At 73.7% G+C, this 26,282-nt stretch carries 25 protein-coding genes; 19 read left to right on the forward strand and 6 right to left on the reverse strand.

The window, feature by feature from the left end; all coding sequences use genetic code 11:
* Positions 1-10 precede the first annotated feature (10 nt).
* Together EDD33_RS02630 and EDD33_RS02635 are read right to left on the reverse strand one after the other, a co-directional pair.
* The gene (locus EDD33_RS02630) at positions 11-661 is read right to left on the reverse strand and encodes a fasciclin domain-containing protein (protein WP_123388982.1); all 651 of its coding nucleotides are present in this window, start codon (positions 659-661) and stop codon (positions 11-13) included.
* A gap of 80 nt (positions 662-741) precedes the next feature.
* Positions 742-2,295: a molybdopterin-dependent oxidoreductase gene (locus EDD33_RS02635; RefSeq protein ID WP_123388983.1), complete on the reverse strand. Its 1,554-nt coding sequence runs from the start codon at positions 2,293-2,295 to the stop codon at positions 742-744.
* A 77-nt stretch (positions 2,296-2,372) separates the two neighbouring features.
* Between EDD33_RS02635 and rimI the strand changes: the two genes are divergently transcribed.
* Entirely contained in the window at positions 2,373-2,852 is a 480-nt protein-coding gene (rimI, locus tag EDD33_RS02640) for a ribosomal protein S18-alanine N-acetyltransferase (RefSeq protein WP_246003327.1), read from the forward strand.
* On the opposite strand, the gene EDD33_RS02645 is transcribed toward rimI, so the two are convergent.
* Complete coding sequence (locus EDD33_RS02645) at positions 2,836-4,050, reverse strand: M20 metallopeptidase family protein (protein WP_123388985.1); 1,215 nt, start codon at positions 4,048-4,050, stop codon at positions 2,836-2,838. The genes rimI and EDD33_RS02645 overlap by 17 nt on opposite strands.
* Positions 4,051-4,175: 125 nt before the next feature.
* Between EDD33_RS02645 and tsaD the strand changes: the two genes are divergently transcribed.
* The 6 genes from tsaD to EDD33_RS02680 all read left to right on the forward strand — a co-directional run bounded on the left by tsaD (position 4,176) and on the right by EDD33_RS02680 (position 10,484).
* Positions 4,176-5,231 (forward strand): tRNA (adenosine(37)-N6)-threonylcarbamoyltransferase complex transferase subunit TsaD, encoded by a 1,056-nt coding sequence (gene tsaD, locus EDD33_RS02650; RefSeq protein ID WP_123388986.1) that lies wholly within the window; start codon positions 4,176-4,178, stop codon positions 5,229-5,231.
* Between the two features lie 239 nt (positions 5,232-5,470).
* The gene (locus EDD33_RS02655) at positions 5,471-6,439 is read left to right on the forward strand and encodes a type IV toxin-antitoxin system AbiEi family antitoxin domain-containing protein (protein ID WP_123388987.1); all 969 of its coding nucleotides are present in this window, start codon (positions 5,471-5,473) and stop codon (positions 6,437-6,439) included.
* A gap of 161 nt (positions 6,440-6,600) precedes the next feature.
* On the forward strand, positions 6,601-7,686 hold the full coding sequence (locus tag EDD33_RS02660; RefSeq protein WP_123388988.1) for an S-(hydroxymethyl)mycothiol dehydrogenase: 1,086 nt from the start codon (positions 6,601-6,603) through the stop codon (positions 7,684-7,686).
* 38 nt (positions 7,687-7,724) lie between these two features.
* Positions 7,725-9,452: a glycoside hydrolase family 3 protein gene (locus tag EDD33_RS19620; protein WP_170169679.1), complete on the forward strand. Its 1,728-nt coding sequence runs from the start codon at positions 7,725-7,727 to the stop codon at positions 9,450-9,452.
* A 34-nt stretch (positions 9,453-9,486) separates the two neighbouring features.
* Positions 9,487-10,098, forward strand: a complete 612-nt coding sequence (locus tag EDD33_RS02675; protein WP_123388990.1) for an MBL fold metallo-hydrolase — start codon at positions 9,487-9,489, stop codon at positions 10,096-10,098.
* Positions 10,095-10,484, forward strand: coding sequence for a VanZ family protein (locus EDD33_RS02680; RefSeq protein WP_123388991.1), 390 nt, complete (start codon positions 10,095-10,097; stop codon positions 10,482-10,484). The genes EDD33_RS02675 and EDD33_RS02680 overlap by 4 nt, the downstream gene beginning before the upstream one ends.
* Here the strand turns inward: EDD33_RS02680 and EDD33_RS02685 are convergent.
* Both EDD33_RS02685 and EDD33_RS02690 read right to left on the reverse strand, forming a co-directional pair.
* Positions 10,426-11,889, reverse strand: coding sequence for an MFS transporter (locus EDD33_RS02685; protein WP_123388992.1), 1,464 nt, complete (start codon positions 11,887-11,889; stop codon positions 10,426-10,428). The genes EDD33_RS02680 and EDD33_RS02685 overlap by 59 nt on opposite strands.
* Positions 11,886-13,058 carry a class I SAM-dependent methyltransferase gene (locus EDD33_RS02690; protein ID WP_123388993.1) on the reverse strand — a complete coding sequence of 391 codons (1,173 nt, stop codon included), beginning with the start codon at positions 13,056-13,058 and terminating at the stop codon, positions 11,886-11,888. Before EDD33_RS02690 ends, EDD33_RS02685 begins: the two co-directional genes overlap by 4 nt.
* Before the next feature lie 231 nt (positions 13,059-13,289).
* Between EDD33_RS02690 and groES the strand changes: the two genes are divergently transcribed.
* The gene (gene groES / locus EDD33_RS02695) at positions 13,290-13,583 is read left to right on the forward strand and encodes a co-chaperone GroES (RefSeq protein ID WP_056539586.1); all 294 of its coding nucleotides are present in this window, start codon (positions 13,290-13,292) and stop codon (positions 13,581-13,583) included.
* A gap of 125 nt (positions 13,584-13,708) precedes the next feature.
* A complete protein-coding gene (groL, locus tag EDD33_RS02700; protein WP_123388994.1) occupies positions 13,709-15,325 on the forward strand; it encodes a chaperonin GroEL in 1,617 nt (538 codons plus the stop codon).
* Positions 15,326-15,601: 276 nt separating this feature from the next.
* Here the strand turns inward: groL and EDD33_RS02705 are convergent, their stop codons facing one another.
* The gene (locus tag EDD33_RS02705; protein ID WP_123388995.1) at positions 15,602-16,312 is read right to left on the reverse strand and encodes a FadR/GntR family transcriptional regulator; all 711 of its coding nucleotides are present in this window, start codon (positions 16,310-16,312) and stop codon (positions 15,602-15,604) included.
* Positions 16,313-16,450: 138 nt separating this feature from the next.
* Between EDD33_RS02705 and EDD33_RS02710 the strand changes: the two genes are divergently transcribed.
* The 10 genes from EDD33_RS02710 to EDD33_RS02755 all read left to right on the forward strand — a co-directional run bounded on the left by EDD33_RS02710 (position 16,451) and on the right by EDD33_RS02755 (position 26,194).
* A complete protein-coding gene (locus EDD33_RS02710) occupies positions 16,451-16,993 on the forward strand; it encodes a gluconokinase (protein WP_246003328.1) in 543 nt (180 codons plus the stop codon).
* The gene (locus EDD33_RS02715; RefSeq protein WP_123388997.1) at positions 16,990-18,390 is read left to right on the forward strand and encodes a GntP family permease; all 1,401 of its coding nucleotides are present in this window, start codon (positions 16,990-16,992) and stop codon (positions 18,388-18,390) included. The genes EDD33_RS02710 and EDD33_RS02715 overlap by 4 nt, the downstream gene beginning before the upstream one ends.
* A gap of 77 nt (positions 18,391-18,467) precedes the next feature.
* Complete coding sequence (locus tag EDD33_RS02720; RefSeq protein ID WP_123388998.1) at positions 18,468-19,268, forward strand: GNAT family N-acetyltransferase; 801 nt, start codon at positions 18,468-18,470, stop codon at positions 19,266-19,268.
* Between the two features lie 104 nt (positions 19,269-19,372).
* Entirely contained in the window at positions 19,373-20,884 is a 1,512-nt protein-coding gene (gene guaB, locus EDD33_RS02725) for an IMP dehydrogenase (protein WP_123388999.1), read from the forward strand.
* 3 nt (positions 20,885-20,887) lie between these two features.
* Complete coding sequence (locus EDD33_RS02730) at positions 20,888-21,568, forward strand: MOSC domain-containing protein (RefSeq protein WP_123389000.1); 681 nt, start codon at positions 20,888-20,890, stop codon at positions 21,566-21,568.
* Entirely contained in the window at positions 21,565-22,713 is a 1,149-nt protein-coding gene (locus tag EDD33_RS02735; RefSeq protein ID WP_123389001.1) for a GNAT family N-acetyltransferase, read from the forward strand. The genes EDD33_RS02730 and EDD33_RS02735 overlap by 4 nt, the downstream gene beginning before the upstream one ends.
* A complete protein-coding gene (locus tag EDD33_RS02740; protein WP_123389002.1) occupies positions 22,710-23,816 on the forward strand; it encodes a GuaB3 family IMP dehydrogenase-related protein in 1,107 nt (368 codons plus the stop codon). The genes EDD33_RS02735 and EDD33_RS02740 overlap by 4 nt, the downstream gene beginning before the upstream one ends.
* Positions 23,817-23,900: 84 nt before the next feature.
* The gene (locus EDD33_RS02745) at positions 23,901-25,331 is read left to right on the forward strand and encodes an APC family permease (protein ID WP_123389003.1); all 1,431 of its coding nucleotides are present in this window, start codon (positions 23,901-23,903) and stop codon (positions 25,329-25,331) included.
* Between the two features lies 1 nt (position 25,332).
* The gene (locus EDD33_RS02750) at positions 25,333-25,773 is read left to right on the forward strand and encodes a universal stress protein (RefSeq protein WP_123389004.1); all 441 of its coding nucleotides are present in this window, start codon (positions 25,333-25,335) and stop codon (positions 25,771-25,773) included.
* A gap of 37 nt (positions 25,774-25,810) precedes the next feature.
* Positions 25,811-26,194, forward strand: coding sequence for a VOC family protein (locus EDD33_RS02755; RefSeq protein WP_123389005.1), 384 nt, complete (start codon positions 25,811-25,813; stop codon positions 26,192-26,194).
* Positions 26,195-26,282 lie beyond the last annotated feature (88 nt).

Consider the following 26,282-nt stretch of genomic DNA (forward strand, 5'->3'; position numbering starts at 1 on the left):
CGTCGACTGCTCAGGCAGCCGGGGGCATGAGCACGCCGTCGATGATGTAGACGGTCGCGTTGGCGGTCTGCACGTTGCCGCAGATCACGTTGGCGTCGCTCTCACCGACGGTGAACTCCTCGCCGGAGCCCTCCACGGTGACCTCGCCACCCTCGAGGGTCTTGTGGGTGCCGGCGAGGTCCTCGGGGGCCAGCTTGCCGGGCACCACGTGGTACTGCAGGACCTTGGTCAGCGTGGGCTTGTCGGCGAGCAGCGCGTTCAGGTCCTTCTTCGGGACCGCGGCGAACGCGTCGTTGGCCGGGGCGAAGACGGTGATGTCCTGCGCCGAGTTGAGCGTGTCGACCAGGTCGGCCTCGGTCACGGCGGTGACCAGGGTCGAGAGCACCGGGTTGGCGCTGGCGGCGTTGGCCACCGGGGCCTCGGACATGCCCTCGAACGAGCCGGGGCCGTCCGCGGGGACGGCGGAGCAGGCGGAGCCGAACTCGCCGGTGGCGGCAGCGGACTCGCTGGGGCTCGAGGACTCGCTCGGGGTCGAGGACGAGGAGGAGCTGGAGGACGACGAGCCGGAGCCCTCGTCGGAGGAGCCACAGGCGGCCATGCCGAACGAGACGGTGAGGGCCATGGCGGCGAGGCCGGTGCGGCGGAGCTTGGTGTTCATCATGATCGAAGCCTTTCGTCGGTGTGTGACGTGATGCAGTTCGGAGCGGTGGCGGTGCCGGATGGGTCGGATGGAAGAAATTTCTACGAGACCGTGACGACGACGGTCTGGATGCCCGTCGAGCCGGCCGGGAAGGGGGTCGCGCGGTCGGCCGTCTGCACCTCGCCGCGGGTGTTCGTCGCGCGCACCGCGAGCGTGTAGGTGCCGGGGGTGGCGTCCCAGGGCAGGAACCACTGGCGCCAGTAGACCGAGCCGGCGTCGGGGCCGAGCTTCGCCTCCTGCCACGCCAGGTCGCCGCCCTCGCCGTCGTCGATGCGCACCTCGACCGATCCGATCCCGTCGGGCTGGGCCCAGGCGACGCCGCCGATCACGGTGGAGCCGGCGTCGATGTTGTTCAGCGCCTTCGGGGTGTCGATGCGGCTGGACAGGCGGACGGGGGCGTCGGTGGCCCACTTGCGCTCGGTCCAGTAGGCCTCCTGCTTCGCGTAGGTCGTCAGGGTGAGGCGCTCGAGCCACTTGGTCGAGCCGACGTAGCCATAGATGCCGGGGGTCAGCAGCCGCACCGGGAAGCCGTGCTCGCGGGGCAGCGGCTCGCCGTTCATGCCGAACACGACGAGCGAGTCGCGGCCGTCCAGGGCGACGTCGAGCGGGGTGGAGATGGTGAAGCCGTCGACCGCGGTGGAGAGGATCTGGTCGGCCTTCGTGGAGTCGATGCCGGCGCGGTCGAGCACCTCGCGCAGGGGCACGCCGAGCCAGCGGGCCGAGCCGAGCAGGTTGCCGCCGACCTCGTTGCTGACGCAGGTCATGGTGATGTCCTTCTCGACGACCTCCATGGTGGTCAGCTCGTCGAAGGTCAGCGTCACCTCGCGCTCGACGTCGCCGTCGATGGTCAGCGTCCAGCCCTCGACGTCGACGGCGGGCACGGTCAGGTTGGTGTCGACGCGGTAGAACGACGCGTTCGGGGTGACGAACGGCGTGATCGCGTCGTACGTCACCTCCAGGCCGTCGGGCAGCGCGGCGAGGGGCTTGCGGGCCGCGGGCAGCGCGATGTCGGTGATCCGCTCCTTGGCCCGGATCAGCAGCTGGCCGGTGCCGCCGACGACGGCGGCGAGCACCGCGGTGGCTCCCGCGCCGACGAGGAAGCCGCGGCGGCTGGCACCGGCGGGCCGCTCGGTGTCGATGCGGGTCCCCCGGGTGCCGGTGCCGCCGCTCGCGCGGGTCAGGAAGGCCAGCACGGCCAGGCCGACGACCGCGGTCGCGACGGCCGGGAGCGCGTCGAGGGGGCCGGCCGCCGGCTGCACCAGCGCCGCCAGCCCGGCCAGGGCGACCAGCGCCATCAGCATCGCCACCCCGACGCCGAAGCGTCGGCGGGCCACCAGGCCCGCCACGCCGGCGAAGAGCAGGGCGACCACGAGGACGGTGCCGATCAGCACCGGCTTGTCGGCGCTGCCCAGCTCGCGCACCGCCCACACCTTGACCGGCGTGGGCGTCAGGTTGATCACCGCCGTGCCGACGGCGAGCACGGGCGAGGACGCCGGGTTGGTCAGCGCCGCGACCAGGTGGCCGGCGGCGGTGCCGCCCAGGGCGGCGAGCAGACCGGCGACGAACGAGGACAGTGCGGGGCGGGGACGAGGCATGCCGGTGGTTCGGTGCGGTGCGGCGACCGGATGGGGTGGCCGGCACGACGTGTCGCGGTCCGCGCGACCATGGTGCGGTGCCCACGCCCCCTGCTCCCGTGACCGTGCGCCCGGGACGCGACGCCGACCTGGCGGCCGTCGTCGACCTCGAGCGGGTCTGCCTGGGCGAGGACGCCTGGGGCGAGGCCCTCGTCGCGCCCGGTCTGGCGGGCGGGCTGCCCACCGTGTCGTACGCCGTCGCGGTCACCGCCGACGTCGTCGTGGGCCACGCCGTGCTCTCGGCCGTCGGTGACGTCGCCGAGCTGCAGCGGATCGGGGTGGCGCCGGACCGGCGACGGCACGGGGTGGCCGCGCTGCTGCTGGCGGACGTGGTGGAGCAGGCCGAGGGCGCGGGGGCCGAGCGGCTGCTGCTCGAGGTGCGCGAGGACAACGCCCCGGCGCTCGCGCTCTACGCCCGGCACGGGTTCGAGGAGCTCGCCCGCCGCCGGCGCTACTACGCCGACGGCGCGACGGCCGTGGTGCTCCAGCGGGGGCTCGGCCTCAGCCGACCGGGTTGAGCTCGTCGAGGCGGCGTACGGCCAGCTCGGCGTAGACCGTCGCCGCGTCCGGCAGCACGTCGGGGTCGAAGTCGGCGCGCGGGCTGTGGTTGTTGGGCGCGGTGGCCGGGTCGCGGCCGGGCAGCGGGGCGCCGAGGAAGACGAACGCGCCGGGCACGGCCTGCAGCACGCGCGAGAAGTCCTCCGAGCCGGGGATCGGGTCGGCCAGGTCGGCCCAGCGGTCCTCGCCGAGCACCTCGCGCACCACGCCGGAGGCGAACTCGACGCCCCGCGCGTCGTTGACGGTCAGCGGGTACTCGCCCTGGAAGTCGACCTCGACCTCGACCCCGTGGGCTCGCGCCACGCCCTGCAGCACCTCGGGCACCAGCTCGCGCAGCAGGTCGTGGTTGGCCTCGGAGAAGCGACGCACGGTCGCCTCGAAGCGGGCGGTGTCGGGGATGACGTTGCGGCGGGTGCCGCCCTCGACCATGCCGACGGTCACCACGACCGGGTCGAAGACGTCGAAGCGCCGCGTCACCATCGTCTGCAGCGCGGTGATCATCTCCGCCATCGCCGCGATCGGGTCGCGGCCGCGGTGCGGCATCGAGCCGTGGCCGCCCTGGCCGCGCACCGTGACGTAGAGGCCGTGCGAGGCCGCCATCAGCGGCCCGGGCCGGCTGCTGAACTGGTGGGGCTCGAAGCTCGCGGAGAACACGTGCAGCCCGTACGCCGCGTCCGCCCGCCGCCCGGCCGCGTCGAGGACCCCCTCGTCGATCATCACGCCGGCGCCGTCCCAGCCCTCCTCGCCCGGCTGGAACATCAGCACCACGTCGCCGCGCAGCCGGTCGCGGTGCTGGACGAGCATCCGGGTCGCGCCGAGGAGCGCGGCGGTGTGCAGGTCGTGCCCGCAGGCGTGCATCGCGCCGTTGGTCGCGGCGTACTCCAGACCGGTCTCCTCGGCGACGGGCAGCGCGTCCATGTCGGCGCGCAGCAGCACGGTGCGCGGGTCGGCCGCGTCGCGGGCGCCGCCGCGCAGCACGGCCGTGACCGAGCTGGTGCCGGTGCCGGTCGAGACCTCCAGGCCGAGGCCGTCGAGCTCGGCCAGGACGAGCTCCTGGGTGCGGGGGACCTGGAGGCCCACCTCCGGCACCTGGTGCAGCCGTCGACGCAGGTCGACGAGGTCGTCGTGCAGGCTCCGGGCGTCGTCGCGCAGGTCCACGGGGGTCCTCTCGGTCGGGTGCGGGGTCCTCGGCCACCCTGCCACGCGCGCGTCGTACGACGGACCGGGCGGTGTGCGCCGACCGCCGGGACCGGGCCGACCATCAGGGCTGGGAGGATGGACGCGTGAACGACTCCTCCGGGCCCCTGGTGCTCGGCATCGAGACCTCCTGCGACGAGACCGGCGTCGGCATCGTCCGCGGCCACACCCTGCTCGCCGACGCCGTGGCGTCCTCGGTGGAGGAGCACGCCCGGTTCGGCGGCGTCGTCCCCGAGGTGGCCTCGCGGGCGCACCTCGAGGCGATGGTGCCGACCCTGGAGCGGGCCTGCGAGACGGCCGGGATCACGCTGTCGGACGTCGACGCCGTCGCCGTCACCTCGGGGCCCGGCCTCGCCGGCGCGCTGCTCGTCGGCGTCGCCGCGGCCAAGGCGCTGGCCCTGGGCCTGGAGAAGCCGCTGTACGGCGTGAACCACCTCGCCGCCCACGTCGCCGTCGACCAGCTCGAGCACGGCGCCCTGCCCGACCCGTGCCTGGCGATGCTGGTCTCCGGGGGCCACTCCTCGCTGCTGCGGGTCGACGACGTCACCTCCTCGGTCACCCCGCTCGGCGCCACCATCGACGACGCGGCGGGGGAGGCCTTCGACAAGGTCGCCCGGCTGCTCGGCCTGCCGTTCCCCGGCGGCCCCCACATCGACCGCGCCGCCCGGTCCGGCTCCTCGGTGGCGATCGACTTCCCCCGCGGCCTGTCCTCGCGGCGCGACCTCGAGCGGCACCGCTTCGACTTCTCCTTCTCCGGCCTCAAGACCGCCGTCGCGCGGTGGGTGCAGGCCCGCGAGGCCGCCGGCGAGCCCGTGCCCGTCGCCGACGTCGCCGCGTCGTTCCAGGAGGCCGTCTGCGACGTTCTTACCCGCAAGGCCGTCGACGCGGCCGTCTCCGCCGGCATCGAGGACATCCTGGTCGGCGGCGGCGTGGCCGCGAACTCCCGGCTCCGGGTCCTCACCGAGGAGCGCGCCGCCCGCCACGGCATCCGCGTCCGCGTCCCCCGCCCGGGCCTGTGCACCGACAACGGCGCCATGGTGGCCGCCCTCGGCTCGGAGATGGTCGCCCGCGGCCGCACCCCTTCGTCCCTCGACCTCCCCGCCGACTCGAGCCTCCCGGTGACCGAGGTCCTCGCCGGGTAGGAGGCGGGTGCGCGGGGCGGCCCATGTAAATCGGGGTTATGGACGCTCAACACGGGTCCTGCCGGGTCGAAAGCGTCCACAAGCCTGTCCGAGTGAGGCCCGGCGTGGTCGCCCCGACCTGGGGCCGAGCCCCGTGGAGGGTGGCCACCTGGCGTCCCCAGGGTACCGGCGGGCCACGGCCGTCCACAGGTCCGTCGTACGCCGCCCCGCTCGCCGCCCGCGTCGCGGACGCTGCCGGCATGATCCCCGACCTCGCCGCCGTCGCCGCCCAGCAGGGCGGTTGCTTCACCCGCACCCAGGCACTCGACCTCGGCGCCACCGAACGCGGCCTCAAGACCGCGCTCGGACCACGGGGGCTGTGGGTGCCGGTCCGCCGTGGGGTGTACGCCGAGCGTCACCACTGGGAGGCCGCCGACGACGCCGGCCGGCACGTGATGCGGGTGTGGGGGGCCCACCTGACCTCGTGGCGCGACGACCCCTTCAGCCACACCTCCGCGGCCGCGGTGCACGGCCTCGACTGCCGCCCCCACTGGCGCGAGCTGCTCCACCTGAGCCATCCCGACGTGCGCGGCGGGCGCACCGAGGGCGGTGTCAAGCACCATCCGGCCCACGTGCCCGAGCGCCAGGTCGAGACGGTCGGGGGCCTACGGGTGACCGACCTCGCGCGGACGGCCGTCGACGTGGCCCGCGAGCACGGCACCGAGGACGGGGTGCTGGCCTGCGACCAGGTGCTGCGTCGCGGCGTACGGCGGCCCGAGCTCGAGGCCGTCCTCGAGCAGATGCGCAGCTGGCCCCACGTCACGCAGGCCCGCGCGGCCGTGGACCTGGCCGATGCCGGGGCGGCCAACATCGCGGAGAGCCTGACCCGGCTGCTGGTGATCGAGCTGGGCCACGGCCGGCCGCAGACCCAGGTGCTGGTCGAGGAGGGCGGTCGGCGCGCTTACCTGGACCTGCTGCTGCGCGGCCACGCCTTCGAGTTCGACGGGCACGTGAAGTTCATCGGCCGCGAACGCGGCGGCTTCGCCGAGGACCTCGAGCGAGCACTGTGGGAGGAGAAGCAGCGCGAGGACTGGCTGCGCTCGCTCGGCTTCGGGATCTCGCGGGTGATCTGGGCCGACCTGTTCGGCGTACGACGCAGGCACACGCTGCGCCGCCTCGACCGGGAGTTCCGCGCCACCCAGGCCCGCCTCGGCCACCGGGTGGCGTGAGGGGCTCGGCCGACCTCACTATGGTCATCCCCGACAGGGTTGTGGACGGTTCTGCCCCGGCAGGACCCGTGTTGAGCGTCCATAACCCCGATTTACATGCGCCCCGCCCGCGGGCCCCCGCCCGCGGGACCCGCCGCCCCCACCCCTCCCGAGGAGCCCCCATGCAGCAGGTCAAGGCCGTCATCGCCCGGAGCAAGGGAGCGCCGGTCGAGCTCGTCACCATCAACGTGCCGGACCCCGGGCCGGGGGAGGCGCTGGTGCAGGTGCAGGCGTGCGGGGTGTGCCACACCGACCTGCACTACCGCGAGGGCGGCATCAACGACGAGTTCCCGTTCCTGCTGGGCCACGAGGCCGCGGGCGTGGTCGAGGCCGTCGGCGAGGGCGTGACCGAGGTGGCGCCCGGCGACTTCGTCGTCCTCAACTGGCGCGCGGTGTGCGGTGAGTGCCGCGCCTGCAAGCGCGGCGAGCCGCAGTACTGCTTCGCCACCCACAACGCCACCCAGAAGATGACCCTCGAGGACGGCACCGAGCTGTCCCCGGCCCTGGGCATCGGCGCGTTCGCCGAGAAGACCCTGGTCGCGGCCGGCCAGTGCACCAAGGTCGACCCCGAGGCCCGTCCGGCGGCCGTCGGCCTGCTCGGCTGCGGCGTGATGGCCGGCATCGGTGCCGCCATCAACACCGGCGCCGTCGGCCGCGGGATGTCCGTGGCCGTCATCGGCTGCGGCGGCGTCGGCGCGGCGGCCGTCGCGGGCGCGGCGCTCGCGGGCGCGGCGAAGATCATCGCGGTCGACCTCGACGACAAGAAGCTCGAGGGCGCGAAGCGCCTGGGCGCGACGCACACGGTCAACAGCAAGGAGTCCGACGCCGTCGAGGCGATCCAGGCGCTGACCGACGGCAACGGCGCCGACGTCGTCATCGACGCGGTCGGTCGGCCCGAGACCTGGAAGCAGGCGTTCTACGCCCGCGACCTCGCCGGCACCGTCGTGCTCGTCGGCGTGCCCACGCCCGACATGACGATCCCCGAGATCCCGCTCATCGACGTCTTCGGGCGCGGCGGGTCGCTGAAGTCGAGCTGGTACGGCGACTGCCTGCCCAGCCGCGACTTCCCGATGCTCGTCGACCTCTACCGCCAGGGTCGGCTCGACCTCGACGCCTTCGTGACCGAGGAGATCGGCATCGGCGACGTCGAGGCCGCCTTCGAGAAGATGCACCACGGGGACGTGCTCCGATCCGTCGTCCTGCTCTGACGCCCGCGTCCTCGCCGCTGCGGCTCCTCGTCGGGGCCGTGGCGCTGTCGCTGTGCCTCACCGGGTGCAGCGGCGGCGGTGACGACGACGGCGACACCGCTCCCGACGCCCGGGCGTCGTCGTCGGCCGGGCCGCCCGAGCCCACCTTCGGCGAGCAGGCCGTACGCCGGCTGACACTGCGCGAGCAGGCGGGCCAGGTGATCGTCGCCTCGTGGGCGGGCACCGGCTCGCCGGCCCCGCTCGTGCGCCGGCTCCACCTCGGCGGCGTGATCGCGTTCAGCGGCAACGTCGAGTCCACCGACCAGATCCGGCGCGTCAACGGCGACGTACGCCGGGTCGTCGCCCGCCGGGGCTGGCCGGCCTTCGTCGGGGTCGACCAGGAGGGTGGGCTCGTCGACCGGGTCGGGGCGCCCAGCACCGGCTTCCCGGCGTTCATGGCGGCGGGTGCGGCGGACGACCCGGGACTGACCGAGCGCGCCGCCCGGGCCAGCGCCGCCGAGATGCGCGGGCTCGGCTTCGACGTCGTGTTCGCGCCGGTGGCCGACGTCACCGTGGGTGACGGCGACGCGGCGATCGGCTCCCGGTCGGCCGGCGGCGACCCGCAGCAGGTGGCACGTCAGGTCGTCGCCGCAAGCGAGGGCATAGCGGCGGCCGGCGTGCTGCCCGTGGTCAAGCACTTCCCCGGGCACGGGTCGCTGGGCGCCGACAGCCACGCCGAGCTGCCCGTGCAGCGCCGCGGCCTGCGGTCGATCGAGCGCCGGGACCTGGTGCCGTTCGAGGCCGCGGTCGCCGCCGGCCGGGACGGGCCCGTCGGTGCGCCCGCGGTGCTGACCGGCCACATCGCCGTGCGGGCCGTCGACCGCGGCGTGCCTGCGAGCATCTCGCGCAAGGTCACCACCGGCCTGCTGCGCCGCGACCTCGGCTTCCAGGGCCTCGTGGTCACCGACGCGCTCGACATGCAGGGCGTGCAGCGCCTCGCCCCCGGGCCGAGGGCCGCCGTGCGCGCGCTGCGTGCCGGGGCCGACGTGCTGCTCATGCCGCCCGACCCGCGCGCCGCCCGCGACGCGATCGTGCGCGCGGTGCGCCAGGGCGACCTCTCCCGCGCGCGGCTGGCCGAGGCCGCGGCCCGGATGGTCGACACGATGCACGGCCTCGGCCGGGGCACCGCCGCCGCGCCGGGCAGCGGCGGCCGGGCCGCGGACGCGCTCGCCCGGCGCTCGGTCACCTCGGTGGCGGGGCCCTGCGAGGGGCGGCTGGTCGGCGACCGGGTCCGCGTCGTCGGCGCGCCCGACGACGTGGCCGCGTTCGACTCCCTGGTCCAGGCGCGCGGCGTCACGGTGGCCCGCGACTACACCAAGCGGGTGCGGGCGGGCTCCAGGTCGGTGGTGGTCGGCAGCAGGACCGTGGTGACCAAGGTCCGCAAGAAGGTCGAGGTCAAGGGCAAGGTGCGGGTCAAGGTGGTCAAGGTCCGCACGGAGGTCCCGGTGCGCGAGCGTCGGCCCGTCTACAAGCAGGTGCTCGTCGTCGCCGACGCCCCGACGGTGGCGCTGGTCGGCAGCGGCGGCGGCACCCCGGGCGCGGCCGACGTGACCGTGGCCCTCGACCGGCCGGGCGTCCTGGGTCGGGTCTCCTCGCGGGTCGAGCTGGCGGCGTACTCCGACCAGCCGGCCTCGCTCCGTGCCGTCGTCGACGTGCTGCTCGGCGAGCGGGACGCGCCGGGGCGGCTGCCCCTCGAGGTCGCCGGGGCGGAGCGCCGCGGCTGCTGACCCCGTCGGGACGGGCCGCCGCTAGCCTCGGTCCATGAGCACCCTGCGCATCGACCACGCCGTCTCCAGCGGCACCTTCAGCCTCGACGGCGAGACCCACGAGGTCGACAACAACCTGTGGGTGGTCGGCAACGACGACGAGTGCGTCGTCATCGACGCCCCGCACAGCGTCGAGGACATCCTGGCGCTGGTCGGCGGCCGGCAGGTCAAGGCCATCATCGCCACCCACGCCCACGACGACCACGTCCGCGTGGCGCCCGAGCTGCGCGAGCGCGTCACCGCGCCGATCCTGATGCACCCGGCCGACCGCGAGGTCTGGGAGCTCACCCACACCGACCACCTGTGGGACGTCGACCTCGAGGACGGCCAGACCGTCAAGGTCGCCGGCGCCTCCATCAAGGTCCTCCACACGCCGGGCCACGCGCCGGGCGCGGTGAGCCTCTACGTCCACGACCTCGGCTGCGTGTTCACCGGCGACACCCTCTTCGAGGGCGGGCCCGGCGCGACCGGGCGGTCGTTCAGCGACGCCGGCCTGATCGAGCACTCGATCCGCACCAAGCTCTTCGACCTGCCCGACGAGACCGTCGTGCACACCGGCCACGGGCCCGACACCACGATCGGTGCCGAGCGCGCCAACCTCGGGTGACCCGGCTGCGGCTGCCCGCCCGCGCGGTCTTCGTCGCCCTGCTGGTGGCCACGCTGGTCTCGTTCCTCACCCCGGCCGACGACCTCGCCGACCCCGGCGTCGACGACAAGGTGATGCACGCGCTGACCTTCTGCGTGCTCACCCTCTCCGGTGCGCTGGCCGGGGTCGGGTGGCGGCCGCTGCTCGCCGGGCTGGCGGCGTACGCCGTGGGCACCGAGGTGCTCCAGCACCTGCTCCCGATCGGGCGCCACGGCGACCCGCTCGACGCCCTGGCGGACCTCGTCGGGGTCGGCGTGGGGCTGCTGGTCGTGGCCGGCGTCGGTGCCCTCAGCCGGCGCGCGCCGTCCGCCGCTCCCGCACCACCTCGAGCACGCCGACCGAGGTAGCCGCCAGCACGAAGCACAGCGAGACCCCGACCGCGACGGCCAGCGCCGCGGCGTACGACGTGGGGCCGGGGCCCGCGACCGCGGCGAAGAACGCCGCGCCGATGACCGCCTGGCCGACGGCGAGGCCCACCCGCTGCGCGGTCTGCAGCACGCCGCCGGCGGTGCTGCCGACGACGGGGTCGACCTCGGCGAGGGTGAGCGCCTGGTTGGGCGTGATCACCGCGCCGTTGCCGACGCCCATCAGGAACAGCGGCACCGCCAGGGCGTACGCCGCGGCCCCGGGCGGGGTGAGGTGGGCCGCGACCGCCAGCGAGACGCCGCCGACCCCGAAGACCGCGGTGCCCACGACGGTGAGCGGGCGCCCGACCCGGGTGACGAAGCGGCCGGCGGCCTGCGCGGCCACCGCGCTGCCGACGGCGAACGCGGTGACCGCCAGCGCCGTGTGCAGCGCGCTGTAGCCCAGGCCGCGCTGGAAGTAGAGGGTGAGCACGAGCGGGATGCCCGCCTGCGCCGGGAAGTAGAGCAGCGCCAGCACCACGCCGGAGGTGTACGACGGCTGCCGGAACAGCCGCAGGTCGACCAGCGGGTCGAGCCGGGCGCGGGTGAGCCGCCGCTCGCGGCGGTAGAAGCCGAGGAGCAGCGCCGCCGCGGGGGCGAGCAGCACGAGCACGACCGGGCCGACCCGCTCCAGCTCGACGGCGGTGAACAGCACGCAGAAGGTGGCAGCGCCCAGCAGCAACGACCCGACCACGTCGAGCCGGTGGCGTCCGGTCGACGGGGTCTCGGGGAGCAGCCGCCGGGCCAGCACGAGCACCACCACGGCGATCGGCACGTTGACGAAGAACACCAGCCGCCAGCCCAGCTCGGGTCCGCCGACCGCGATCAGCAGCCCGCCGACCATCGGGCCCAGCGCGACGCCGAGACCGACGGTGGTGCCCAGCGCCCCGAACGCGCGGCCGCGCTCCTCGCCGCGGAACATCTGCTGGATCAGGCCCGAGACCTGCGGGTTGATCAGGCCGCCCGCGACGCCCTGCAGCACCCGGGCGGCGATCAGCAGCTCGGGCGTGGGGGCGAGCCCGGCGACGGCGCTGGTGAGCGCGAACCCGACCACCCCGACCTGGAACATCAGCTTGCGGCCGTGGTCGTCGCCGAGCCGCCCGGCCAGGACCGGCACGAGGCCGAAGGCGAGGGTGTAGCCGCTGACGATCCACTGCAGCTCGGCCGGACCTGCTCCGGTGGCGTCGCTGATCGAGGGCAGCGCGACGTTGGTGATGGAGACGTCGAGCAGCGTCATGAACAGCGCGCTGCAGCACACCAGCAGCGCCAGCCAGCGGTTGGTCGGGGCGGCGGGAGCGGGAGCGGCGCCGTCCTGGTGGGCGTGCTGGTCGTGGGGGAACTCGCTCACGCCGGCGGCTCCACCAGCAGCGCGACGCCCTTGCCCGCGACCCGGGTCATCACCAGGGTCGCCTCGGCGGTCCCGCGCAGCGCCAGCCGCCTGCGCAGCTCCTCGGGCACCACCTGGACGCCGCGCTTCTTGATCGTCAGCCGGCCCACGCCCCGCTCGCGCAGCGCGGCCCGCAGCGGCTTCTCGCGGTAGGGCAGCTCCTCGACGACGCGGTAGCAGCGCGCGAACGGCGTCGCGACCGACGCCGGGGCGCCGACGTAGGCGATGTGCGGGTCCAGCAGGTGCCCGTCGGCCAGCGCCGCCACCGCCTGCACCAGGCCGGCGCGGATGACCGCGCCGTCCGGCTCCAGGACGTACGCCGGCAGGCCGTCCGCCTCGCGCAGCGAGCCCGCGGCCGGGAGGTCCTCGTCGGTCAGCGTGGCCAGGCCGCCGTCGCCGATCACGGTCGCCCGCCGGGCGGTGGTGGCCAGCCGCCCCGACCACAGCACCGCCTCCTTGACCTCGCGGCGGTCGCTGACCCACTCCGCCTCGACGCCGTCGGGCACGACCTCGTGGGGGAGGCCGGGCGCGAGCTTGACGCAGGCGTCGCGGGTCAGCAGGTCGAGCACGAACGGCCACGGCGGTGTCCAGCCGTCGACGTCGAAGACGCGGCCGCGGGCGGAGCGGCGGGCCGGGTCGGCGTACGCCACGTCGAAGGCGGTGGTGTCCACCTCGGTCGCGTCGGCGACGCCGACCGCGCCGCCCAGCCCCAGCGCGGCGAGGTTGGCGCGGGCGACCTCGACCCGCACGGGGTCGAGGTCGACGCCGGCGACGGTGAGCCCCGCCCGGGCCAGCGCGACCAGGTCGCCGCCGATGCCGCAGCCGAGGTCGACCACGGTCCGCAGCCCCGAGGCGCGCAGCCGGGCGGCGCGGTGGGCGGCCACCGGGGCGCGGGTGGCCTGCTCGAGGCCGTCGGGGGTGAAGTACATCCGGGCGGCGTCCTCGCCCAGCTTGGCCACGGCGCGGCGCCGCAGCTCGACCTGGGTCAGCGCCGCGGCGACGTGCTCGGGGGCCGCCGTACGCCGCAGCGACTCCGCGTCCGAGAGCGACCTCGGGTCGAGACCGGTCGCCCGGTCGAGCAGCCGCCGGCCGTCGTCGGTGAGCAGCCAGCGGAAGGCGTCGAGGTCCACCCGGCCATCCTGGACCACCGCTGGGGCACCGGTCCGGGCCGGGGACGGCGACGCGGGGGAGGGGTGCTCTGGCACTCGGTGGATGTGAGTGCTAGTTTTTCGTTGGCACTCTCCCCGTGAGTGTGCCAGCGCTTGTACGGCGTACGACCCCCGCGACGGCGTGCTCCGCCACAAGTGCCGAACTTCGCAAGCCAACCCCAGACAACTGCGTGGAAAGTGGAGGTCGACAACGTGTCGGTCAACATCAAGCCCCTCGAGGACCGGATCGTCGTCAAGGCCCTGGAGGCCGAGCAGACCACGGCGTCCGGCCTGGTCATCCCGGACACCGCCAAGGAGAAGCCCCAGGAGGGCGAGGTCCTGAGCATCGGTCCCGGCCGCGTCGACGACAACGGCAACCGCGTCCCGCTCGACGTGCAGGTCGGCGACAAGGTCATCTACAGCAAGTACGGCGGCACCGAGGTGAAGTACGCCGGCGAGGAGTACCTCATCCTCTCCGCGCGCGACGTCCTCGCCGTCGTCTCCTGATCCACCCGCACCACCCCTGATCCACCGCCAGTCCGGGCCCCGGTCGTCCGCGAGCCCGCTCGCCGACGTACCCCGGCCCGGACTGTCGTCTTTTCCTGACCCGACCGGAAGGAGCATCCACCGAGATGCCGAAGATCCTGGAGTTCGACGAGCACGCCCGCCGCTCCCTCGAGCGGGGCGTCGACGCCCTCGCCAACGCCGTCAAGGTGACGCTGGGCCCGCGCGGCCGCTACGTCGTCCTGGACAAGAAGTGGGGCGCCCCCACGATCACCAACGACGGCGTGACCGTCGCGCGTGAGATCGAGCTGGACGACCCCTTCGAGAACCTCGGGGCCCAGCTGACCAAGGAGGTGGCCACCAAGACCAACGACGTCGCCGGTGACGGCACCACCACCGCCACCGTGCTGGCCCAGGCCATGGTCCACGAGGGCATCCGCGCCGTTGCCGCCGGCGCCAACCCGCTGGCGCTCAAGCGCGGCATGGACCTCGCGTCCGCCGCCATGTGCGACGCCCTCTCGGCCGCGGCCCGCGACGTCGACGACCGCTCCGACATGGCGGCCGTGGCCACCGTGTCGAGCCGTGACGCCCACATCGGCGACCTGCTCGCGCAGGCCTTCGACAAGGTCGGCAAGGACGGTGTCATCACCGTCGAGGAGTCCAACACCATGGGCACCGACCTCGAGTTCACCGAGGGCATGCAGTTCGACAAGGGCTACCTGTCGCCCTACTTCGTCACCGACCAGGAGTCGATGGAGGCCGTCCTCGACGACCCCTACATCCTGCTGCACCAGGGGAAGATCTCGGCCATCTCCGAGCTGCTGCCCCTGCTGGAGAAGGTCATCCAGGCCGGCAAGCCGCTGTTCATCCTCTCCGAGGACGTCGAGGGCGAGGCCCTCTCGACCCTGGTCGTGAACAAGATCCGCGGCACCTTCAACGCCGTCGCCGTCAAGGCCCCCGCCTTCGGTGACCGCCGCAAGGCGATGATGCAGGACATCGCCACCCTCACCGGTGGCCAGGTCGTCGCCCCCGAGGTCGGCCTCAAGCTCGACCAGGTCGGGCTCGACGTGCTCGGCACCGCCCGTCGCATCGTGGTCACCAAGGACAACACCACGATCGTCGAGGGCGGCGGCAAGGCCGACGAGGTCAACGGCCGCGTCAACCAGATCAAGGCCGAGATCGACGCCACCGACTCCGACTGGGACCGCGAGAAGCTCCAGGAGCGCCTCGCCAAGCTCGCCGGCGGCGTGTGCGTCGTCCGCGTGGGTGCGGCCACCGAGGTCGAGCTCAAGGAGAAGAAGCACCGCATCGAGGACGCCGTCTCCGCGACGCGCGCCGCGATCGAGGAGGGCATCGTCGCCGGTGGCGGCTCCGCCCTCGTCCACGCGGCCTCCGCGCTCACCGACCTCGGCCTGACCGGCGACGAGGCGACCGGCGTGCGCATCGTCCGACGCTCCGTCGACGAGCCGCTGCGCTGGATCGCCGAGAACGGCGGCGAGCAGGGCTACGTCGTGGTCGCCAAGGTCCGCGAGCTCGGTGTCGGCAACGGCTACAACGCCGCGACCGGCGAGTACGGCGACCTGGTCTCCCAGGGCGTCCTCGACCCGGTCAAGGTCACCAAGTCGGCGCTCACCAACGCCACCTCCATCGCGGGCATGCTGCTCACCACCGAGACCCTCGTGGTGGACAAGCCCGAGGAGGAGGAGCCCGACGCCGGTGGCCACGGCCACGGTCACGGCCACTGAGCCCCTCGCTCCACCCAGCTCCACCCAGCTCCACCCGCCGGCCCGTCGCGCTCCTGCGCGGCGGGCCGGTGTGCGTGCGGGGGTGGTGGCCTGGAGTGGCCGTCGAGCGGCCCGAGATGTCCGGGTGTCCCGTCCGGCTGCCCGTCGTACGCCGCGAGGGTGGTGGGCCGGAGAGCTGGCTGCTCGGCCGGGGTCGTCGCTCCGGCGCAGTGACGGTCTCCCGAGCGACCTCGGGAAACCGCGGAGCCCGGGCCGGCCCCGCTCCGGACCCGCCCCCTACCCGCCCGCCTGCTCGCCCAACGCCTCGGCGGCCTCGTCGATGATGCCGCGCATGGCAGCCTCGGCGGCGGGGGCGTCGCCCTCGCGGACCGCCCGGGCGACGGCGTCGTGGAGGGCGATGGCGGCGGGGTTGGGCCGGGCGGGCATCAGGTCGTGGTGGGTGCGTCCGGCGAGCACCTCGGCGACGACGTCGGCCAGCGCCCGGATCATCTCGTTGCCGCTGGCGGCGAGCAGGGTGGCGTGGAAGCGGACGTCCGCGACGAGGTAGGACTCCAGGTCGCCGGCGCGGCCGTGGACGGCCATGTCGCTGACGGCCGCGGCCAGGGAGGCGCACTGCTCGGGGGTCGCCCGGGTCGCGGCCAGGGAGGCGGCGACCGGCTCGAACCCGCGGCGCAGCTCGGCGAGGGAGAGCAGCTGAGCCGCCCGGTCGTCGCCGGCCAGGCGCCAGCGGATCAGCCGGGGGTCGAAGACGTGCCACCGCTCGCGCGGCTGCACGGTGACGCCGACCCGACGGCGCGAGGTGAGCATCCCCATCGAGTCCAGGACGCGCACCGCCTCGCGGGCGACGGGGACGGAGACGCCGTGCTCGCGGGCGATGCCCTCCAGGGTCAGCACCGTGCCCGCGGGGAGGCCGCCCGCGACGAGGCGCTCGCCCAGGGCGTCGAGCAGCTCGGCGTGGAGCGCGCCGTGCACGCGGGGGACGGTCATGCCGCGATCCTGGCAGGCGCCGCCCGCGAAGGAAAGATCTGATCAATGTTCCGCGACCCCTTGCAAAGATCAGATCTTTGGCGGCATGCTGTGGCGACCATCACAGACGCCGCCACGGCGGCACCACGGGAGCCACGCATGTCAGCACCTCCGTCGCCGGCCGCCCCCGGCGCTCCGCTCGTCGTCGTCATGGGCGTCTCCGGATCGGGCAAGTCGACCGTCGGGGCCGCGCTCGCGCAGCGCCTCGGGGTGCCGTACGCCGACGCCGACGACTTCCACCCCGACGCCAACATCGCCAAGATGAGCGCCGGCCACGCGCTCGACGACACCGACCGCGGGCCCTGGCTCGACGCGGTGGGCGCCTGGCTGGCCGACCACGACGCCTCGGGCGGCGTGATGAGCTGCTCGGCGCTCAAGGTGGCCTACCGCGACCAGCTCCGCCACCACGCGCCGCGGGCCGAGCTGGTCCACCTCGAGGGCACCCGTGAGGTCATCGCGAGGCGCCAGGCCAGCCGGCCGGGTCACTTCATGCCGGCCTCGCTCCTGGACTCCCAGTTCGCCACGCTCGAGCCGCTCGGTCCGCACGAGCCCGGCCAGGTGATCAGCGTCGACCAGTCCGTCGACGCGATCGTCCAGGCGTACGTCGACCAGCACACCACCACCGAGAGCAGGACCCGATGATCCCGTTGCCACTCCTGTCCGTCCCGGCCGCCGACGCCGCGCCCCTGGCCGAGCCCGTCGCCTCCGGCCTGCAGCTCGTCGTCGCGGCCCTGGCCGCGATCGCCCTCATCGTCGTGCTGATCACGTGGGCCAAGGTCCACCCGTTCCTGGCGCTGATCCTCGGCGGGCTGACCGTCGGCATCGTCGCCGGGCAGAACATCAACGACGTCATCACCAGCTTCTCGACCGGCTTCGGCACCACGGCCGCCGGTGTCGGTGCGCTGATCGCCCTGGGTGCGATGTTCGCCAAGCTGCTGGCCGACTCCGGCGGCGCGGACCAGATCGTCGACACGATCGTCTCGCGGGCCTCGGCCCGGACGCTGCCGTGGGCGATGGCCGGCGTCGGTGCGCTGATCGGGCTGCCGATGTTCTTCGAGATCGGCCTCGTGCTGCTGATGCCGGTGATCTACCTCGTCGCCCGTCGGGCCCAGATGTCGGTGATCGCGATCGGCATCCCGACCCTGGCCGGCCTCTCCGCGATGCACGGCCTCGTCCCGCCCCACCCCGGCCCGCTCGTGGCGATCGACTCGCTGGGCGCCGACCTCGGCACCACGCTGCTGTTCGGCGTCATCGTCGCGGTCCCGACGGTCGTGGTCGCCGGCCCGCTGTTCGGCAAGCTGGCGGGCCGCTGGGTCGACGTACCGGCTCCGGAGCTGTTCGAGTCCCGCGAGGAGAAGCCGGTCGCGAGCCGTCCGGGCTTCGGCGTCACCCTGTTCACGGTGCTGCTGCCCGTGGCGCTGATGATGCTCAAGGCGCTGGTCGACATCTTCCTCACCGACGAGGAGAACACCGTCCGCCAGGTCTTCGACGTGATCGGCAACCCCTTCACCGCGCTGCTGATCGCCGTCCTGGTCGCGATGTTCACCTTCGGCCGCGGCTCGGGCATGGACCGTGCCGGCATCACGAAGTCGGTGGAGACCTCGCTGCCGGCGATCGCCGGCATCCTGCTCATCGTCGCCGCCGGCGGTGGCTTCAAGCAGGTCCTCGTCGACACCGGCGTCGGCACGCTGCTCGCCGACTGGGCCCGCGACGCCGACGTCTCGGTGCTGCTCCTCGCCTGGTTCGTGGCCGTGCTGATCCGCCTCGCCACCGGCTCCGCGACGGTGGCCACCATCACCGCCTCGGCGCTGATGCTGGGCCTGGTGGAGGGACTGAGCCAGCCCGAGGTGTCGCTGGTGGTCCTGGCCATCGGCGCGGGCTCGGTGTTCTTCAGCCACGTCAACGACGCCGGGTTCTGGCTGGTCAAGGAGTACTTCGGGCTCTCGGTCGGCCAGACCATCAGGTCCTGGTCGCTGATGGAGACCGTGCTGTCGGTCTCCGGCCTGGTGTTCGTGCTGCTGCTCGGGCTCGTCGTCTGAGGGCCGTGCGGGTGAGTTGACCTCACCGAAATACGGACGCATCGGATCCGCAACACGGGCCCAGCACAGTGACGCACATGTTCTTCCGAGTGCGAGCCTCGCTGACGGACCGTCCCGGTGCGCTCGCGAGCCTGGCCTCGACCTGCGGGGACGCGGGCCTCAACATCCTGGGCCTGCAGCTGTTCCCCGATCTCGGGAAGGTCACCGACGAGCTGGTGATCAGCACGCCCGAGGGCTGGACCGCGCGGGCGGTCGCTGAGCTCGTGGGTGGTGCAGGCGGGGACGAGGTGAGCGTCGAACCCTGCACCACCCACGACCTGATCGACCAGCCCACGCGGTGGCTCGCCGCCGCCCAGGACGTGGTGGGCGACCCCACCCGGCTGCCGGAGCTGCTGGACAAGCTGCTCGGGCCGCACCCGGAGCGGTGGACCGCCACGGAGCACTCCCGGGCCGGTGCGCTGACCGCGCTCGCCGAGGCGGGCGGTCCTGACGAGGCCGCCTCGGCCGGGGGCCGGCCCCGCTCCGCCGGGGTGTCGTACGCCGTGTCCCCGACCGGCCTCGTGGCCCGGATCGGTGGCCACACGGTCGGTGTGGCCACGGTGGCGCCGACCGAGGCCCAGGAGGTCACCATCGAGGTCGCCCCGGCGTGGCGTCGGCTGGGCATCGGGAGCGCGCTGCTGCAGCGCGCCTGCGACCTCGTGGCCGAGCGCGGCCTGGCCGAGATGGTGCTGCTGGCGCCGGCCGAGGACGAGGGCTTCGTCTCGATGGTGTGCAGCACCGGGATGCGTGCCCGGATCCGGGTCACGCAGGGCGTGCTCCAGGCCCGGATCCCGCTGGCGGGCCACGGCGCCCGGGGCAGCACCACCCCCGTCGGCTGACCGCCGGCAGCGGCCCGCCCGCGCCCGAGCCGGGGGAAGATCGTGCCGTCGCCGACGGTTAGGATCGAGGTCTCTCCCACCCCGCTCCGGAAGGCCCCGCGACGATGACCTCCGACGACGTCCCCGCCAAGTTCGCGACCCTGGGGCTGACCTACGACGACGTCCTGCTGCTGCCCGGCGAGACCGACGTGATCCCCAGCGAGGTGGACACCGCCACCCGACTGACCCGCGGCATCACGTTGCGCACCCCGCTGATCTCCAGCGCCATGGACACCGTCACCGAGTCGCGGATGGCGATCGCGATGGCCCGCCAGGGCGGCATCGGCATCCTGCACCGCAACCTCTCCATCGAGGACCAGGCCTACCAGGTCGACCTGGTGAAGCGGACCCAGACCGGCATGATCTCCAACCCGGTGGTGATCGGCCCCGACGCGACGCTGGAGGAGCTCGACGCCATCTGCGGCGAGTACCGCGTCTCCGGCCTGCCCGTCGTCGACCTCGACAACCGGCTGCTCGGCATCATCACCAACCGCGACCTGCGCTTCACCCCGGTCGCGGAGTGGGCCACCACCAAGGTCGACGAGGTGATGACCCCGATGCCGCTGGTCACCGCACCGGTCGGCATCTCGCGCGAGGACGCCACCGCGCTGCTGCGCCAGCATAAGCGCGAGCGGCTGCCGATCCTGGACACCGAGGGTCGCCTCGCCGGGCTGATCACGGTCAAGGACTTCGTGAAGTCCGAGCAGTTCCCCGACGCCTCCAACGACGCCGACGGCCGGCTGCTGGTCGGCGCGGCGGTCGGCTACTTCGGGGAGTCCTGGGAGCGGGCCACCACGCTGGTCGAGGCGGGCGTCGACGTGCTCGTCGTCGACACCGCCCACGGCCACGCCCGGCTGCTGCTCGACATGATCCGCCGCCTCAAGGCCGACCCGGCCACGCAGCACGTGCAGGTGATCGGCGGCAACGTCGCCACCCGTGCGGGCGCCCAGGCGCTGATCGACGCGGGCGTCGACGCCGTCAAGGTGGGCGTCGGTCCGGGCTCGATCTGCACCACCCGCGTGGTCGCCGGCGTCGGCGTGCCCCAGGTCACCGCGGTCCACGAGGCCTCGCTCGCCTGCGGCCCGGCCGACGTGCCGCTCATCGCCGACGGCGGCCTGCAGTACTCCGGCGACATCGCCAAGGCCCTGGTCGCCGGGGCCGAGTCGGTGATGTTCGGCTCGCTCCTCGCCGGCTGCGAGGAGAGCCCCGGCGAGCTGGTCTTCGTCAACGGCAAGCAGTACAAGTCCTACCGCGGCATGGGCTCGCTGGCCGCCATGAGCAGCCGCGGCAAGAAGTCCTACTCCAAGGACCGCTACTTCCAGGCCGACGTGGAGAGCGACGACAAGATCGTCCCCGAGGGCATCGAGGGTCAGGTGGCCTACCGCGGCCCCCTCGCCGCCGTCGCCCACCAGCTGTTGGGCGGCCTGCACCAGTCGATGTTCTACGTCGGCGCGCGCACCGTCCCCGAGCTGCGCGAGCGCGGCCGGTTCGTCCGGATCACCTCGGCCGGGCTCAAGGAGAGCCACCCGCACGACGTGCAGATCACGGCCGAGGCGCCCAACTACTCCTGGCGCTGAGCGGTGCGGGTCACACGACTGCGCCGCTACCCCGTCAAGGCCATGGCGGGCGAGGCGCTCGAGGTCGTCGAGGTCGACCACCGCGGGCTGGTGGGTGACCGCTGGTACGCCGTGGTCGACGACGAGGGCCGGTTCGCCAGCGGGAAGGCCGGTCGTCGGTTCCGTCGACGCGACGAGGTCCTCGCCCACGCGGCCAGCACGACGGCCGAGGGCGTCCGTGTCAGCGGCCCGGGCGGCACCTGGGCGGTGGGCGACCCCGCCCTCGACGCAGCCCTGAGCGAGGAGATGGGCGCCCGGGTGCGCGTGCTCCCGGAGACGGGGGCTCCCCACCAGGACGCCGCCCCGGTGTCGCTGGTGGGCACCGCCACCCTCGACTGGTGCCGCGAGCACCTCGGCGTCGACGGCGAGGCCCGGCGGCTGCGCGCCAACCTGCTCGTCGCGACCGAGGAGCCCTTCGTCGAGGAGGGCTGGGAGGGCACCGAGGTCGAGGTCGGCGGGGTGGTGCTCCACCTGCTCGGGCGCACCGTGCGCTGCCGGATGGTCGACGCCGCCCAGGACGGCCTCACCGAGCAGCCGGGTCTCCTCACGGCGCTGGGCCGCGAGCGCGACGCCCGCCTGGGCGTGTACGCCGAGGTCCGCACGCCCGGGACGATCCGGGTCGGCGACCCGGTGCGGTCGCGGTGAGCGCACCCGTCCTGGTCCGGCCCCTCGCGGAGCAGGACTGGCCGCAGGTGCACGCCCTCGTGGTCGAGGTGGCGCGCGCGGGCGAGACCTACGCGCTCGAGGTCCCGGCCGACCAGCAGGAGACCCGCGACTTCTGGGCCGGCGAGCTCCTCGTGGTGGCGGTGGACGCCGAGGACCCGGCCCACGTCCTCGGCGCGGCCAAGGCGGGCCCCAACCGACCCGCCCAGGGCAGCCACGTCGGCACCGCGTCGTTCATGGTCGCCTCCGCGGCCCGCGGTCGCGGGGTGGGGCGGCTGCTGGGCGAGCACGTCGTCGCCTGGCACCGCGAGGCGGGGTACGCCGCGATCCAGTTCAACGCGGTCGTGGCCACCAACACCGCGGCGGTCGCACTGTGGCGCTCGCTGGGCTTCGAGGTCGTGGGTCGGGTGCCGGGCGCGTTCCGGCGTCCCTCCGGCGAGGTCACCGACCTGCTGGTGATGCACCGCGACCTGGCCGACGCCCCGGCCCGCCCCCCGGCGGTGGGCGAGGCTGCCGAGGAGGACCGTGCCCGGGTGCTCGACGCCGCCGAGCGCTGCTTCCCGGCGCAGGGGTGGGCCGGGACGACGATGCAGCAGCTCGCCGAGGAGTCGGGGGTGGCGACCTCGCGCATCCACCGCGTCCTCGGCACCAAGGGCGAGGTGTTCTCGGCGATGGTGTGGCGCACCATCATCGGCACGCACGCCGACCTGCAGTCGGTCTTCGACGACCTGCGCCTGGAGGACGAGCCCGACGTCGACGTACGCCTGGCCAGGGTCGCCGACACCGTGCTGGACGCCGCCTCGGGCATGTCCCACCTCGTGCCGGTCATCGCCGAGGCCGTCTCGCGCGACGCCACGGTGCGCGGCATCGTGCAGGGAGCCGAGCTGCAGCGGATCGGCACGTCGCGCAGGCTCGTGCGCGCCCTCACCCGAGGTGCTGCCCCGCGGCCCGACGCCGTGGTCGAGGTGCAGATGCTGTGCTCGGGCGAGGCCTACCGGTCGATGGCGGCGTTCGGCTGGCCGCGCGAGCGGCACGCCGCCTGGCTGCGCCAGGCCTTCGACCACGCGGTCAACGGCCCGGGCGCCACCCCGGGGCCGGGGCCGAGCACCGATAGGCTCCCCGGGTGACCGAGATCGAGATCGGCCGTGCCAAGCGCGGTCGCCGCGCCTACGCCTTCGACGACATCGCGATCGTCCCGAGCCGTCGCACCCGCGACCCCGAGGAGGTCTCGACCGCCTGGCAGATCGACGCCTACCGGTTCGACCTGCCGATCCTCGCCGCCCCGATGGACTCCGTGATGTCCCCGGAGACCGCGATCGCCTTCGGTGGTCACGGCGGGCTGGGCGTGCTCAACCTCGAGGGCCTCTGGACGCGCTACGACGACCCGAGCGACCTACTGGTCGAGGTCGCCGGCCTGACCGGCCCCGACGCCGTGCGCCGGATGCAGGAGATCTACACCGCCCCGATCCGGGCCGAGCTGATCACCGAGCGCATCCGCCAGGTCCGCGACGCCGGGGTGACCGTGGCCGGCTCGCTGAGCCCGCAGCGCACCAAGGAGTTCGCCAAGACCGTCGTCGACGCCGGCGTCGACATGTTCGTCATCCGCGGCACCACCGTCAGCGCGGAGCACGTCTCGTCCAACGCCGAGCCGCTGAACCTCAAGGAGTTCATCTACGAGCTCGACGTCCCGGTCATCGTCGGCGGCTGCGCCACCCACCAGGCGGCGCTCCACCTCATGCGCACCGGTGCGGCCGGCGTGCTGGTCGGCTTCGGCGGGGGAGCGGCGCACACCACCCGCACCGTGCTCGGCGTCGCCGTCCCGATGGCCAGCGCGGTGGCCGACGTCGCCGCGGCCCGTCGCGACTACATGGACGAGTCGGGCGGCCGCTACGTCCACGTCATCGCCGACGGCTCGATCGGTCGCAGCGGTGACATCGCCAAGGCCATCGCCTGCGGCGCCGACGCCGTGATGATCGGCTCGCCGTTGGCGCGGGCCACCGACGCACCCGGCCGCGGCTTCCACTGGGGCGCCGAGGCGCACCACCCCGAGCTCCCGCGCGGCCAGCGGGTCGAGTTCGGCACCGTCGGCAGCCTGGAGGAGATCCTGTTCGGTCCCTCGGTCGTGGCCGACGGGACGATGAACCTCGTGGGGGCGCTCAAGCGGGCGATGGCCACCACGGGCTACACGGACGTCAAGGAGTTCCAGCGCATCGAGGTCGTCGTCTCCTAGCGGGCGCGGCGCGGTTGACACCTCTGGTCGATACCGGTCTAGTGGGGCGAATCGTTCCGTTCGACGGCTCCGAAGTGAGGCACCGTGTCCGACACGTCCGTGAACACCTCCGACGCCGAGCCCGACGGCGACCTCAAGCGCTCCATCACCGGTCGGCTGCTGTTCTTCTACGTCCTCGGTGACGTCCTCGGCTCCGGCATCTACGTCCTGATCGGCTCGGTCGCCGCCGCGGTGGGTGGCGCCTTCTTCGTCGCCTTCGCCGTGGGCGTGACCATCGCGACCGTGACGGGCATGGCCTACGCCGAGCTCGCGACGAAGTACCCCCGTGCCGCCGGGGCTGCGCTCTACATCAACAAGGCCTTCGGCAACAAGCCGCTGACCTTCCTGGTGACGGTGCTGTTCCTGGCCTCGAGCTTCGCCGCGGCCGGGTCCCTGGCCACCGGGTTCGCGAGCTACTTCGCCGAGGTCTGGGCGGCGCCACCGATCCTGCTGGTCTCGCTCGTCTTCATCGCGCTGCTCGCCGTCGTGAACTACATCGGCATCACCGAGTCGGTGGTGGCCAACATGGTGATGACCTTCGTGGAGGTCTTCGGCCTGGTCATCGTGATGATCATCGGCGTCGTCGTGGTCTTCCAGGGCGACGCCGACTTCGCGGTGCTCGGCGACTTCAGCGCCGAGGGCAACCCGATCTTCGCGGTCGTCGCCGGCGTCTCGCTGGCCTTCTTCGCCATGACGGGCTTCGAGAACGCCGCCAACGTGGCCGAGGAGGTCGTCGACCCGGCCCGCAACTTCCCGCGGGCGCTCATCGGCGGCATGGCCGGCGCCGGCATCTTCTACGTGCTGGTCTCGATCGCCGCCGCGCTCACGGTCCCGGTCGGCACGCTGGCCGACTCCGACGCGGCCCTGCTCACCGTGGTCGAGTCGGGCGTGCTCCCGCTCCCGGTCGGCGTCGTCTCCATCGTCTTCGCGATCATCGCCATGACCGCGATCACCAACACCACGTTGGTCGCGATCGTCACCCAGCCCCGCGTGCTCTACGGCATGGCCCGCGAGGACGTCGTCCCCGCGGTCTTCGGCAAGGTGCACCCCACGCGACGCAGCCCCGTCGTGGGGCTGATCTTCTCCGCCGCCGTGGTGATGATCCTGCTCAGCATCAGCCAGGGCCTGAAGTCGGCCGGCCTGAGCATCGACGTCGTCGCCCGGCTCGCGTCGGTCACCGTCGTGCTGCTCCTGATCATCTACTCGATGGTGATCATCGCCTGCATGAAGCTCGGCACGACCGAGGTCAACACCGAGCACTACCGGGCACCGCGACCGCTGCTCGTGCTCGGCCTCGTCGGCAACCTGGCGGTGCTCTTCTACACCGTGCAGGACGACCCCACCTCGGTGATCTGGTGCCTCGGGCTGATCGCGGTCGGGGTCGCGCTGTTCGTCTTCGAGTACTTCTTCGGCAAGCGCGACCGGCCGTCCGGCCTGGATCGTGGAGAGCAGACCCTGGGTGAGGAGAGCCGCTGACATGCACGTCGTCGTCGCCACGGACGGGTCCAAGCAGTCGCTGGCCGCCGCCAAGAAGCTGATGTCCTTCGCCGACCCCGCCAAGATCACCGACATCTCGGTGGTCGGTGTCGTCAGCCCCTACGCCTCGGTGGCCTTCGCCGACGAGATCAGCAAGGAGAAGCCGCACGACCGCAGCTTCCGCGAGGCGGCCGAGGACGCCGTCGCCACGGTGGCGGCCGTGTTCGAGGGCTGGGGCCCGCAGGTCCACCAGCGGCTGCGCAGCGGCTCGCCCGCCAGCGAGATCGTCAAGGCCGCCAAGGCCCTGGGCGCCGAGCTCGTCGTCGTCGCCAGCGGCAGCCGCGGCCTGAGCAACACGGTGCTGCTCGGCAGCACGGCCCAGCGGGTGCAGCACTCCGCGCCGTGCCCCGTGCTCGTCGTGCGCCCGGTGCGCAAGAAGTAGGTCGCGCGGCCCGCCCCGCCCGGGGCAGGGTGGGGCCATGACCTCCTTCGTCTCGCACACCTCGTTCGACTGCCGCGACGCCTACGCGCTCTCGGAGTTCTGGAAGCAGGTGCTGGAGTACGTCGACGACCCCGAGGACGGCAACGAGCCCGGCCACGACGAGTGCTGGATCCAACGGCCCGACGGCGGCCACCCGCTGCTGTTCATCGAGGTGCCCGAGGACAAGCAGGTCAAGAACCGGGTCCACCTCGACCTGCGGCCCAGCGCGGGCAGCCAGGCCGAGGAGCTGGAGCGGCTGCTCGGGATCGGGGCCCGCCAGGTCGCCGACCTGCGCGGTCTCCACGGTCCCGACACCGGGTGGATCGTCCTGGCCGACCCGGAGGGCAACGAGTTCTGCCTGCTGGGCCCGGCCGACCACTAGCCACGGGAGCCGTGCTTCGCCCGGGTTCGTAGACTGGGCCCACCCCCTGGCGCGCACGTCCGGGGGTCGACGCGCGTGCCCAAGGAAG

This window comes from Nocardioides aurantiacus (genome assembly GCF_003752505.1).
GTDB classification, from domain to species: domain Bacteria; phylum Actinomycetota; class Actinomycetes; order Propionibacteriales; family Nocardioidaceae; genus Marmoricola; species Marmoricola aurantiacus.